The sequence below is a fragment of the Calothrix sp. CCY 0018 genome, assembly GCF_963920925.1.
GTDB lineage: Bacteria > Cyanobacteriota > Cyanobacteriia > Cyanobacteriales > Nostocaceae > Rivularia.
Window position 1 is genome coordinate 1 of the sequence record NZ_CAWUDI010000076.1, and the last position, 12,393, is coordinate 12,393.

Annotated in this window: 11 protein-coding genes and 1 pseudogene; 3 read left to right on the forward strand and 9 right to left on the reverse strand. The window is 37.1% G+C overall.

The window, feature by feature from the left end; all coding sequences use genetic code 11:
* Positions 1-381: 381 nt before the first annotated feature.
* On the reverse strand, positions 382-483 hold the full coding sequence (locus ACM03V_RS32855) for a DUF2887 domain-containing protein (RefSeq protein WP_414625013.1): 102 nt from the start codon (positions 481-483) through the stop codon (positions 382-384).
* A 605-nt stretch (positions 484-1,088) separates the two neighbouring features.
* Here ACM03V_RS32855 and ACM03V_RS32860 point away from each other — a divergent pair.
* Positions 1,089-2,909, forward strand: coding sequence for an SUMF1/EgtB/PvdO family nonheme iron enzyme (locus ACM03V_RS32860; RefSeq protein ID WP_414625014.1), 1,821 nt, complete (start codon positions 1,089-1,091; stop codon positions 2,907-2,909).
* Positions 2,910-3,135: 226 nt separating this feature from the next.
* Here the strand turns inward: ACM03V_RS32860 and ACM03V_RS32865 are convergent, their stop codons facing one another.
* Positions 3,136-3,663, reverse strand: coding sequence for a tetratricopeptide repeat protein (locus tag ACM03V_RS32865; protein ID WP_414625015.1), 528 nt, complete (start codon positions 3,661-3,663; stop codon positions 3,136-3,138).
* A gap of 719 nt (positions 3,664-4,382) precedes the next feature.
* On the opposite strand from ACM03V_RS32865, the gene ACM03V_RS32870 reads away from it, so the two are divergent.
* Positions 4,383-5,870, forward strand: a complete 1,488-nt coding sequence (locus ACM03V_RS32870; protein ID WP_414625016.1) for a site-2 protease family protein — start codon at positions 4,383-4,385, stop codon at positions 5,868-5,870.
* Here ACM03V_RS32870 and ACM03V_RS32875 read toward each other — a convergent pair.
* Both ACM03V_RS32875 and ACM03V_RS32880 read right to left on the reverse strand, forming a co-directional pair.
* Positions 5,861-6,520 (reverse strand): annotated as a pseudogene (locus ACM03V_RS32875) (acyltransferase family protein); the annotation flags it as partial. The gene ACM03V_RS32870 and the pseudogene ACM03V_RS32875 overlap by 10 nt on opposite strands.
* A gap of 107 nt (positions 6,521-6,627) precedes the next feature.
* On the reverse strand, positions 6,628-7,977 hold the full coding sequence (locus ACM03V_RS32880; RefSeq protein WP_414625017.1) for a glycoside hydrolase family 10 protein: 1,350 nt from the start codon (positions 7,975-7,977) through the stop codon (positions 6,628-6,630).
* Positions 7,978-8,379: 402 nt separating this feature from the next.
* Between ACM03V_RS32880 and ACM03V_RS32885 the strand changes: the two genes are divergently transcribed.
* Entirely contained in the window at positions 8,380-8,883 is a 504-nt protein-coding gene (locus ACM03V_RS32885; RefSeq protein ID WP_414625018.1) for a hypothetical protein, read from the forward strand.
* Positions 8,884-9,182: 299 nt separating this feature from the next.
* Here ACM03V_RS32885 and ACM03V_RS32890 read toward each other — a convergent pair whose 3' ends face one another.
* The 5 genes from ACM03V_RS32890 to ACM03V_RS32910 form a co-directional block, all read right to left on the reverse strand.
* Entirely contained in the window at positions 9,183-9,857 is a 675-nt protein-coding gene (locus ACM03V_RS32890) for a hypothetical protein (protein WP_414625019.1), read from the reverse strand.
* A 134-nt stretch (positions 9,858-9,991) separates the two neighbouring features.
* Complete coding sequence (locus ACM03V_RS32895; RefSeq protein ID WP_414625020.1) at positions 9,992-10,144, reverse strand: hypothetical protein; 153 nt, start codon at positions 10,142-10,144, stop codon at positions 9,992-9,994.
* Positions 10,145-10,193: 49 nt separating this feature from the next.
* The gene (locus ACM03V_RS32900) at positions 10,194-10,745 is read right to left on the reverse strand and encodes a hypothetical protein (RefSeq protein ID WP_414625021.1); all 552 of its coding nucleotides are present in this window, start codon (positions 10,743-10,745) and stop codon (positions 10,194-10,196) included.
* Between the two features lie 108 nt (positions 10,746-10,853).
* Positions 10,854-11,462: a Uma2 family endonuclease gene (locus ACM03V_RS32905; protein WP_414625022.1), complete on the reverse strand. Its 609-nt coding sequence runs from the start codon at positions 11,460-11,462 to the stop codon at positions 10,854-10,856.
* A gap of 52 nt (positions 11,463-11,514) precedes the next feature.
* On the reverse strand, positions 11,515-12,360 hold the full coding sequence (locus ACM03V_RS32910) for a class I SAM-dependent methyltransferase (RefSeq protein WP_414625023.1): 846 nt from the start codon (positions 12,358-12,360) through the stop codon (positions 11,515-11,517).
* Positions 12,361-12,393: the final 33 nt, after the last annotated feature.

The following is a 12,393-nucleotide window of genomic DNA, read 5'->3' on the forward strand; positions in this document are numbered from 1 at the left end:
AAGATTCTCGTTACAAGTCAAATTTGGTAAACGTGTCTAACCCAACCTACTAACTACTAACTTTCGTTACTTGTTCGATAGTTTGTAGGTTGGGTTAGGTTCACAAGTAATATAGTTTTGAGTTAATAATTTATATTTGAACCGTAACCCAACATTTAATTATATATAATCATCATGTTGGGTTAAGACACGATAACAAAGATTCTCGTTACAAGTTTGTAGGTTGGGTTAGGTTCACAAGTAATATAGTTTTGAGTTAATAATTTATATTTGAACCGTAACCCAACATTTAATTATCTATAATCATGATGTTGGGTTACGACACGATAACAAAGATTCTCGTTACAAGTCAAATTTGGTAAACGTGTCTAACCCAACCTACTAACTGTAATTTGTATTGTTGGTGATTGTTGGCTCTACGAATTCAAAGATTAATTCTGGGGAGCGTTGAAATATTGTATAAAAAATCGCATCTCTTCTCACAATTATCTTGAAATTTAGATATTTTATTAATTATCCTATGATTGAATAATTTTATTTCATTTTTTGAATATATTTAGCTATCAAATAACATCTTGTATCATTTTTGATCGGATAAAAAACAATATTTCTTAATTAAGAATATTTCAACAAATTAGTAATATGGCGCTACAAAATGCTGTTACTAATCACTTGACAAAATTATAGGGTTGATGTTAACTTTCGATATGCTGGAAATACTCATATTAATTTCAAAAAAATATGAAGCTGCTTTCCAGTGTCTTTTCTAATACCTAAATTGTTAATATCTCACATATTATTTTTGTAATATTTGTATCTACCCATCATTAACTGTGAGATAAAAAAGCAAAATATTTTTATTGCAAATTGTCTGTAAAATTACCGTTATATTTAGTATCTTTGTTTCCAAGTAGTTAATATATTCGGAATTATTTGAACTCAAAAGGAACACTATTTATTTTTTATACTCTCTTATCCTTTCTGTTCGCCATTCCCGATTCCCCGTTTTCTTTTAACTATATTTATTGTTCAATTTCCTGAAACTTAAGCTAACTTTGGGACAGGAGATAAGCTGTAGTCTTATAATTATGAAAATCTGCCAGAATCCTAACTGTTCTAATCCTTTTAATTCAAACGGTAATCGGTTTTGTGTTGGCTGTGGTGCCGATAATTTTGGCGACTTATTAAGAAACCGTTACCGCGTCAAAAGGTTATTGGGTACGGGTGGTTTTGGTAGAACTTATGAAGCGCAAGATTTGGATAGACTTGATGCTGCTTGTGTTGTAAAGCAGTTTATTAGAGAATCTCAAGGAACTACAGCCCGTGCGAAAGCTGCACAATTATTTCGTCAGGAAGCCAAACGTTTGTTTGATTTGGGGGAAAATCATTCGCAAATTCCCCGTTTGGTGGCTTATTTTGAACAAGGTACCTGTATGTATTTGGTACAGGAATTTATTGATGGGGATAATTTACATCAACAGTTACTGCGAAAACCTTTTAACGAATCTGAAATTTGGCAAGTTTTAACGGATTTACTTCCGGTTTTGGAATTTATCCATCAGCGTCAGGTAATTCATCGCGATATTAAACCGGAAAATATTATCCGGCGGATTAGTGATGGTAAGTTGGTTTTGATTGACTTTGGTGGTGCGAAACAAGTTACTCAAAATAATTTAGCGCAGAAAGGTACGGGGATTTATACTCTAGGCTATGCCCCTGCCGAACAAATGGCGGGTTATGCTTGTGCTGCTAGCGATTTATATGCTTTGGGTGCTACCTGCGTGCGGTTGTTAACTGGATGTTTGGTGAAGCAAGATGATTACGGAAATCTTTACGATCCAATTTACGATCCAATTAATGGAAAATGGTTGTGGCGAGAATATTTGGTAACTAATGGGATTACTATCAGTCATAAGCTGACGCGAATTCTGAATAAGTTACTCAAGCATTTTGTGCGGGAAAGATATCAATCTGCTGCCGATGTGCTTACGGATGTGAAAGATACTTTATATGATTCGACTCCTTTACCTATTCTGAATAAGAATTCTGCTTTATTTACCGAAGATAGCGTTGATTCGCAACAGAGGTTTCAATTTGAGACAATTACCGTAGATAAATATGCCAAAGTAGTTAATCGCGATCGCCATCAAGTAGAGTATTTTATCCAGGAGTTGGAAAACGGCGCAAAGCTAGAAATGGTAAGCCTTGGCGGCGGTACCTTTATGATGGGTTCGCCAGACGATCGAGGTTATGATAGCGAACATCCGCAACATTTTGTCACTATAGCGCCTTTATTTATGAGTAAGTTTGCAATTACTCAGGCTATTTGGTTAACAGTAGCCAAACTTCCTCAAATTAATTGTTCCTTAAATCCAGAGCCATCTTATTTTAAAGGTGATTCGCACCCCGTAGAGCAAATATCTTGGGATGAAGCGATGGAATTTTGCGATCGCTTGTCCGAATATTCGGGAAGACAGTATCGTTTACCCAGCGAAGCAGAATGGGAATATGCTTGTCGTGCGAATACAATTACACCTTTTCATTTCGGCGATACTATCACTTCAGATTTGGTAAACCACGATGGTAACTATACCTATGGATTAGCACCAAAAGGAAAATATCGTCAAGGTACAACTCCCGTGGGAAACTTTCCTCCAAATGCCTTTGGTTTGTACGATATGCACGGTAACGTCTGGGAATGGTGCGCCGATTGTTGGCACGATAGTTATTATAATGCTCCGAATGACGGTAGAGTTTGGCACGAAGAAGGGGATAATAATTTGCGAGTGATGAGGGGCGGCTCGTGGTTTAACGTACCTCGGTTTTGTCGGAGTGCGTTGCGGTATAAAGGTGAAACGAGTTTAAGGGATGTTTTTATTGGGTTGCGGGTTGTGAGTGATGCGAAGTAGAGATTTGAAAAGGTAAGTGGCGGTTGAAACCGCAGCTACACAGGCAAAGTCCACCTGCGTGGACTTATTAACCCGTGCAGACGGGTTTTGTTTGTATAGCCGCGACGCAATCGCAACGAGAAATTAGGTATTCACAACCTTAAGATCCCCCCAACCCCCCGATTTATTGGGGGGCTTTGCGTAAGTCCTATTATTTTCCAACTATGACAATTAACTCAAGAACTTTTTACGCTTTCGCTTTTTCACCTTGATTCCGATACAGAGAAACGGCTTTTTTCAAATCTGTCATACCTCTTGCTTCATCTCCTGATAATCCGTGAGAAATACCCCGGTTGCTGTAGGCAATATCTAATTGATAATCTTTCAACTCAGCGCCAGCAACGCCCCAGTTATTATAAGCAATCGTTATTTTATGATTAATCTGTATAACTTTGGTAAAATTGGCGATCGCTTTTTGATATTGTTGTAACTGATGGCGAGCAATAGCGCGATTGTAATAGGCTGCGACTAATTCGGGGTTAATTTGTATGGCTTGAGTAAAATAGTTGATGGCTCCTTGATAATCCCCTTGCTCTAAAAGTTTTATACCGCTATTAAAGTATATTGCAGCTTCTTGAAGATTTGTTTGAGCTAGCTGTAATTTAGATTCGAGGTTAATAAGGGTAGTTAAAGGTAAATCTGTCGCATTAGCTTTAGAGCTATAAACAATTGCTCCTAATGCCAATGCAGTAATCGTTAATTTTGATACTTGCAATTTTAAATCCTAGTTAATACAACTGTTTATTAAAATTTTGTTTTGAAACAATTTTAACTGAGTTTAATTAATATTTTTATACGCGCTATTACTTAAAAAAATATGAAGATATATCTGTATATTTATTAAATATTTAAGAAGTTTTGAAGTTGATTAAATAGTAGAATAAGTCCTAACTACTAAGCTTGAAGATACTCGTTTTGGCAATAATTTAGGTATTTCCAAATCTTTGAAAAGCGATTTGATTGCACGAGGAGCAATTTTTTATAATTTTTTAAGCGACTGAGTAAGGATTTCAGTCTACTTGAGTAGACTTTCACTATTTAGCCTTGGAATTGATTCCGAGGCGGTTTTGAAAGCTAAACGAGAATGGTGCAATATCTCAGCCTCCTATAAAGGTCTGCATCTTAAAGGTATTAAATTCCTTCATAATCTAAAACAACATCACAACACTGCAATCAAATCTATATGTGAACTGAAATAATTCAAAATCTTTAAAATTTACGTCTCTACAAGGCTTTATTTCTTTCAAATACCCCTATATATAGGCGCACCTATTCCCATTATAAAAACACCTTACCATAAACGAAAAAAACAGTCAATCCCCTTGATATAAATTTTTTCCCAGACAAGCATCGTTATAAATTATTAATATCCGTACCAACCGATTTCACAGATGAAGTCGGTGGGATAACTGTCCTTTATGTTTAAATTTAAAGATGTTAAATTCATCAGAAACAGCAATTATAGCTGCGATTGTATTGGTTGCTTTCGGGATTTTGGGATGGGGCTTTGTTCGCGCTAAGCCTTTTGGTAAGTTGGGCATCTTGGCTTGGCTTCAGTCGGTGGTGTTGATAACTCCTTGGCTGTTATATTTTGGCTTGCTTGCTGCCGGAATTTATATCAATGTTGCAGGTATACTCTTCCTTTCCATTGCCTTTGCTGGTTTGTATATTGCGATCGGCAGACAGTTACGGGCGATAGGACAGGAGGAGATGATTAAAAAGAAAGCATCCGAGAGAATCGCTGAGCAAGCATCGCAAGATTCTACTCAGCCGCCATCAACGGGAAACCAGCCATCACAACCGGAAGTCATGCCAATTCCAGAAGAAGATTTAAGTACTATTAGAAGTATTTTCGGGATCGATACGTATTTTGCGACTGAAACTATTGCTTATCAAGAAGGAGCTATTTTTAAAGGTAATTTAAGAGGTGAGCCGGAAGATGTTTTCGACCGTTTGAGTGCGAGTTTACGCGAACGTGTTGGTGATAAATATCGCCTATTTTTACTCGAAAACCCTGAAGGTAGACCTACAATAATCGTCCTACCTAGCCGCAATGACCCGCGTTCGATGAGTCCGGCACAAAAAGCCTTTGCAGGTATCCTTTTTCTAGCAACTATCGCCACAACTTTAGAAGCGGCAGGAATTTTATTAAGTTTCGATTTCTTTTCTAACCCAGCAAGGTTTCAGGAAGCTTTGCCTATAGCAGCAGGCTTTTTCACGGTTTTATTGGCTCACGAAGCGGGACACCGGGTACTTGCTCGCCGTCACGGAGTCAAATTGAGTCTACCTTACCTGATTCCTTCAGTAGAAATTGGTTCTTTTGGTGCAATTACCCGCTTTGAATCATTGCTTCCCAATCGTAAAGTTTTGTTTGATATTGCTTTAGCCGGCCCCGCAGTCGGAGGAATTGTTTCATTATTAATGTTAATTGTGGGATTGCTGCTTTCCCACCAAGGAAGTTTATTTCAATTACCAAACCAGTTTTTTCAAGGTTCGATTTTAGTCGGAAGTTTAGCAAGAATTTTTCTGGGTAATACTTTACACTCAACAGTAGTAGACGTAAATCCTTTAGTAGTAATTGGCTGGTTGGGTTTAGTTGTTACAGCTTTGAACTTAATGCCAGCAGGACAGCTAGATGGCGGTAGAATTGTACAAGCAATTTACGGACGTAAAATCGCCGGACGTACTACATTCGCAACTTTAATTATTTTAGGAATAGTAGGTTTAGCTAATTCTCTAGCTTTATATTGGGCAATTGTAATTTTATTTTTACAAAGAGATTTAGAACGTCCGAGCTTGAACGAAATTACCGAACCCGATGATACACGCGCTGTATTGGGGCTTGTAGCATTATTTTTTATGGTTACAGTTTTGATTCCCTTGAGTCCCGGTTTTGCGGGTAGGTTGGGGATTGGGGGGTAGCTAAATAATCCTTCTGGGTCTCCCATAAAATTGAAATCATCCCATTGATACAAATGTATTTTGGGAATAATTAAACGGTCAATATAAGCACCAAAATTACCAACTGGGGTTAATTCTCCTGCACCGTAACCTGGTACGGGTACGTACATCATTGTGAACCAGTAACCAACAAGTAATATTACAGCAGTTATCCATTGTGCTTTACATGGTAGAAAAAGGCAGATCATTGCAGCTAACAAGTACGCAAGACTGATACGCTGTAATACACCCATGATGCGGATAGCACTCAAATCAAATGTCCAAATACCTTGATTCCAAAAACCGTTGAGAAACAAACCTAAAGCAAAAAGAATAATAGTGCGGCGAAAAATACGTCCCAAAGCGGCAAACTTGGACTTATCACCTTCGGTGTATTTTGATAGCGAAAAAGCCATTGCCACACCGACAATAAAAAGGAAGAAGGGAAATACAAAATCGGTTACAGTCCAACCATGCCATTTAGCATGAAGTAGCGGAGGATAAACATCTTTACCAGCAATACTCGCCATATTTACAAGTATCATCAGGGCAATAGTTATACCGCGAAAAGTGTCCAATGAACTCAAGCGAGTAGTCGGTTGAGATACATTACGAGTTGTTATTGTATTCATTTTTCTTGTCGTTGCTTATAAAAGCTAAAATTTTCCCTTGAATAGCGATTTGAGATTTATTTGATTGGATTTACCCTCTCCCCTTGTCTCCCCATCACCCAATCTTCCTAACTCTTCGAGTCAGCTAACAAACTCGGATACTTAGCTGGTGTGGTAAATAATCCTCGTAAGCCGGAAAGACGGGATTGCGATGGTTCTTTACTCATGTTCCACAGGGTTTCGTAGAAGAAGAATGATACTCCGGCAAAGTTGCGATCGCGAACTTGTTTGACTTGAGCTTTGATTTGTTCTACTGGTACGTGTTTGTTTTTTAAGCCGGAAATAATGCCAATACTTGTGGGGATATGTTTTTTAGCGGCGATTACTTCGGGATACTCTAATTCTTTGAGGAATACGTTCATGTCGTCGCGGTAAATTTGAATGATCAAATCTTCGATTAATCCCATTCGTTCCCATCTTCTCCAATCTGCTAAGAAATATTCGTAGGAAAAGCGTTGGGGATTTGGTGCTACGGAAACGATACAGTTTTGATCGACGGCTTTAATGGCAACAAATACCTCTTTCATGAAATCGGTAATTTTATCTGCACGCCATTTTAACCATTCTGGATTTTTATTATTTCTGGGAGGTGCTTTACCGTTATGTTCTTTTTTGTATAAGGCTACAGTGTAATTATCGTATCCATATTCCGATGGTAAGCCGAAATGGTCGTCGAATTGAATGCCATCAATATCATAATTCTGTACCATTTCCACGACTAAATCTTTGATAAATTCCTGCACGTCGGGACGAAAAGGATTTAGCCAAACTCGATCGTGAACACCTTCTTTTTTGATTTTGCTACCGTCAACTTTACTAGTAAGCCATTGAGGACGACGTTTTGCTAACAGTGAATCGGCAGGTGCCATAAAGCCAAATTCAAACCAGGGAATTACCTTCAAACCCCTTGCGTGCCCTTCACTCACCGCTTCCTTGAGCATATCGCGCTTTTGAAGCCCAGGTTCTGGATCTACACTACGTCCGATAACGCTTTGAGCTACTCTACTAGGGTACAAAGTGTAACCCCAATTCCACACCGCAGGATAAACAACGTTGAAATTTAATTCTTTGAGGCGCGTTAAAGCATTAGTAAGATTTCTACTTGAAAATAAAACATCGCTATCAATATTAGTTAACCATACCCCTCGTAACTCAGTTGATTGCTCGCGGTTTGTAACAGTTTGCGGTTGAGGAGGTTTAATAGTCGGTAGCTGGCGAGATGGAACAGTTGGTAACTTTTGATTGACAACGGTTGGTTGCTGACGGGTTTTAATAACTACTTGAGCCGGTGCCGGTACAGAAAACATTATCCCAGCCAGCAGCGAAAGAGTAAAAATTGCTGTAAGAAACGCCGGTTTTTGTCGGCGCTGCTGACTAAACAAAAATAGGTGAATACACCACTTCACAAATTTATTCATAATTTACTGAGTACAAAACTAACTTTCATGACTTGGATAACTCTTCGGATGTTGCATGGATGGGTAATTGGTAATTGGTAATTGGTAATTGGGCATAGGGCATTGGGAATAGTTAAGAATTATCTTCCCCTTGTCCCCCCACTCTCTCCCCCATCTCCCCCTCTACCCCCTCTCTCCAACTCGTAATTCCACTGATACTCGATACTTAGTAATTAAAAATGCGGGGTGCGGCACCACATCCTCAATAATTACCTTCTGACTATACTTAAGTAGTTGGAGCATTCATTGTAATTCAACTTACTCGTACATATCATTCTTAAGCATGAGTGCATTGGGTGATTGTACTGATAAATTGAATATCTAGTTTGAATAAGTTCACTAAAAGGAAACTTGGGATTACTGATGATAGGCTTGATTGATTCTCAGAACGGTACGACAAATGATACGGCGGTTATTCAAAGGTTGGCAAGGGCGATTAACCTCGCGGCTGCGCCGAACGCGCTTTCCGATGGTGAGTTTTCGCTGCTCTTGGCGTGCTGCAATGCGGACAAGCAAGAGGAAGTTATCAGCGTCTTGAAAGAGTTTTCAACAGTGGATATCAGAAAAGTAATTCTGTCATCAAAGGCAAAAACGCTTTACACAAATATTGTTTCGGTACTGGGTTCCAATCAGCCCGATGCTTTGGTAGTTAGAGGTTTGGAGTCTGTAGAAGCGATTAACGACCTGATTATTTCTACAAATTTGATGCGAGATGAATTTGGCAAACAGTTTAAGTTTCCTTTGGTGCTGTTCGTAAATGAAGATATTTTACGCAAGTTGGTTAGGTTAGCACCCGATTTGAAAGACTGGGCTGCTAGTACTTTTAGATTTCAAAATTCTTCCCAAAGAGAGTTGGTAAGCTGTTAAAGGGAGTACGTAATTATAAGTAGATGGATTTTGCGATAATTGCGGAAAATACTGTTTTTTTTTCATATTTTATCTATCTCAGTAAATATTCGTAACTTTGAAATAATCGCGATCTATTTTAGAGTTATACAGATTGTTCCTAGCACTGTGCCTTATCCTTCACCCTATACAAAGGATAAGGCGCTTTTATTTTTGGGTTTTGGGTAGAAAAAATTATCCCTCTCCCCTACCCCTCTCCCAAGCTTGGGAGAGGGGAACAGTACGGCGGCGTGAGGTAAAAATTTTGAATCCTAAAAGAATCAGTTAACTGATTCACACAAAGTTTCTAGCAAAAAAGAAATATGATATTTGGGATTAGTGCTATTTTCTGAATAAAATTTTCCGATTTTTAATAATAATTGGTCTTTGAATGCTTCAACAGAGCTACTCCAGTTTAGTGATGGTTGAATTTGATTCCAGTAATTCTTAGCTTTTTTCAGCGTTAGTAAGCTATATATCAAATCATTCTTCCGCGATTCATCGTTACAAGCTTTAAATTCAGACTTCCATGAGTTGCATAATTCTTTGACTCCAGAGCAATCTAATCCAGTGCAATAATTAATTCGGTTAGACACCTTTGTTAAATTATTTTGTAAATCGGCATCATGAATAAAATCATCAGCCATTTTTATATAAAGTTGTTCGAGAGAGAGTTTTTTACCTTCGTAAATTGGAGTATTCAAAAAAGTATCAAACACTGATTGAAGTTCGGGTGTTAAAAAATATGCTTCTTTATGAATTAAACCTGTAATCAATATACGATGTTCTTTTATATTTTGTTCGTTGACTCTGGCTTTCTCGTAAAGATGTGTAAAAATTGCTTCTGTATCTGAAAAGGGATAATTATAAAAATTTGTAATATTTTGAATTTGAATATCTAAATCTACAATTGCAAAAAGCTTTTCAGGACTTAAATAGACATCTCCGGAAAACATTTCTATGGTTTCAAATTACACGCAAACCGCGAGCCCCCCTACCCCCCTTCCCTATGAGGGAATGGGGGTTTTTTAAGCCTCTCTCCCTGTGGGGGAGAGGTTTGGAGAGGGGTATTTTTCATTTCCGGAGATGTCTAATAGGAATTATTAATATCTTGATTATGTAATTCTAAAAGATTAAAGTAACTATCTATTACATCTTTTCTATCTCCACAGTTAAAAAATTGTGGTCGATATTGTCTCCAGGTATTTGGAACGCAGGCATTATAAAAATTTGCATCTGGCATTTGTTCCATTTTGCTATAAGATTGAGGTGATTTTCTACCCGGAATTTTCTTATTTCCTTAAATCATGAGAAGTATTTAGTATTTTAGCTTTTGATTCTAGATTTCTTAACTGATATTCTCTATCATGTATATTTTCAATCTTTTGGATATTTTGTAAGTATTCTAAAATATTGTAATAGCTAGCAGTTTCCGACTCTAATTCTTTAATTTTGTAATTATTTTCTTTTATTCTTTTGTGAGCAGGAAGTAAGTAAAAGTCATCATCATCCTCCAAAAAATCACTGTTATAGGATAATTTTTCACCTGATGAAATAAATAATTCATTTACATCCAGATATTTATAAGCAACAAATTCAAGATTAACTGTCTTCTCCCCATCCCAAATATCAAATTTAGCTAATACTCTTTTCTGAGATTCATCATCAATCTCAAATCCATGAAGCATATTTTTGATATACTCATGCTTGCTACTATCACCGGAGCAGTGCAGTAAGACAAAAATTAATTGCAAAAGCGTACTCTTCCCACCACCATTTTGACTACCCAATGGGAAAATATTCGGTACAAAATCTTTTTCAAAGGAGATATCAATATTTCTCAAAACGCGAAAATCTGGAACTTGAATTATTTGTAATTTCAGAATTAGTTCCTATGTGAGATTAATATTTACTTGGAGTCTTACAAATTATATTTTACAAAAAGCGCTTATTTAACCTTCTATCTCTCTCACTCTTTCTCGCCATTCTAACGCTGCTTCTAAAGGGTCATTTGCTAACACATAATATGCTAACATTATCAAATTTATCTTCGGTAAAATCTCACTTTTTGTAACTTGCTCGTAACTGTTACCACGGAAACAGTAAATTTCAAATTGATTATTTTTAAAAAACCAAACTTCTTTAATACCCAGCCGTTTGTAAAGTTCTAACTTATCTAAACCACCGCTGGTAACTACCACTTCAATTGCAATATCGGGAAATTCTTTTTCTATTCCAATACAATAAGATTCATCTGGTTCTGTTCCTCCTCGTTTTTCAGATTTGCGGAGAGTTGTAGAACCCAGAGGAAAATAACGAATACGTTTTTCTTGACAGTAAGCTTCTATTAAAGATCCAATATTTGTTTTATTTCGTTCGTGTTTACGATTGGGTGACACAAATTCTAATACCCCGTCTAAATAAGTAATCCGATACTCTAAACTATCTCCCAGTTGATTGAGCAATGTTTCGTAACTATCCCAACTAATACCACTAATCATCTGACGTTTTTCTGGATCTTCAGCCTGTATGATTTCAAAAAAGTCTTGAAGTAAAACCATAACTGTTTAATTTTTACGTGATAAGCAATCTAAATCAAGTTTAGCTATAAATCTAGAACTTATCTTTCTTCCAAGCAACATGAAAAGCTGAAAGATACGATGTCTCGATGGTATCTCCAAAATTCTTACGCAAAGTATCTCTCAAATCGTTAAATAAAGCATCTCGCTGCTGAGAATCCAATGCTATATAAGGTGATAAAGTACTAAGCAAGGTTAGATAATCATCAATGCTATAGCTACGTTGGCACTCCATACATTCAAATATCAAATCTTTGAATAACCCCGATTTAACAACGTTTTCCCCTAATTCCCTAAGAATTCTTTCTCTAGTTCCCCTATCTTCGTATCGTGATAGGGAAGGAACTTGTTTTTGATAAACCTCATCTAAGATTTGGTAAACTTCGTAACTAGGTTGGGGTTCTTTGTTCCACAGTAAAATCAAATTACCGTCATCTTTTAATGCTTTCTCTAGTTTGGGATACCCTACTTCTGGTGAAACCCAATGAAAGGAAGTTGCAGCCAGCACGGTATTAAAGGTATTTGCCTGTAATTCCCATTCTTCAAAGGTAGTGTTGATAATTTCTACATTGGGAAAACCCGCACAATTTTGTCTCGCTAAATTGCAAGCTTCCTGACTAGGTTCAAGACACACCATTGAAAAGCCTAGTTTAGCAAACTCCGTTGTTGCAGTTCCAGGACCGCACCCTATTTCTAAAATCTTCGTATTTTTACTGAGCTTAGCTAATTCTACTGTACGATTAATCAGTTCCTGGGGATAGCGCGGTCTAGTTTTGTTGTACGCATCCGCAACTTTACTGTACCAGTTCTTTCTCTGCTCTAAACTATAGTCATTTCGATAGTTTTTATAACTATTTTGGATTTGTTCTGAATTGTTCATGATTCTATCTATATTAATTAGAATATTGAATTT

Bases quoted from the DNA above. Each gene is read 5' to 3' on its own strand.
- ACM03V_RS32910 (WP_414625023.1), bottom strand. From the start codon at position 12,360: ATGAACAATTCAGAACAAATCCAAAATAGTTATAAAAACTATCGAAAT.
- ACM03V_RS32860 (WP_414625014.1), top strand. From the start codon at position 1,089: ATGAAAATCTGCCAGAATCCTAACTGTTCTAATCCTTTTAATTCAAAC.
- ACM03V_RS32905 (WP_414625022.1), bottom strand. From the start codon at position 11,462: ATGGTTTTACTTCAAGACTTTTTTGAAATCATACAGGCTGAAGATCCA.
- ACM03V_RS32880 (WP_414625017.1), bottom strand. From the start codon at position 7,977: ATGAATAAATTTGTGAAGTGGTGTATTCACCTATTTTTGTTTAGTCAG.
- ACM03V_RS32895 (WP_414625020.1), bottom strand. From the start codon at position 10,144: ATGCCAGATGCAAATTTTTATAATGCCTGCGTTCCAAATACCTGGAGA.
- ACM03V_RS32890 (WP_414625019.1), bottom strand. From the start codon at position 9,857: ATGTTTTCCGGAGATGTCTATTTAAGTCCTGAAAAGCTTTTTGCAATT.
- ACM03V_RS32870 (WP_414625016.1), top strand. From the start codon at position 4,383: ATGTTAAATTCATCAGAAACAGCAATTATAGCTGCGATTGTATTGGTT.
- ACM03V_RS32885 (WP_414625018.1), top strand. From the start codon at position 8,380: ATGATAGGCTTGATTGATTCTCAGAACGGTACGACAAATGATACGGCG.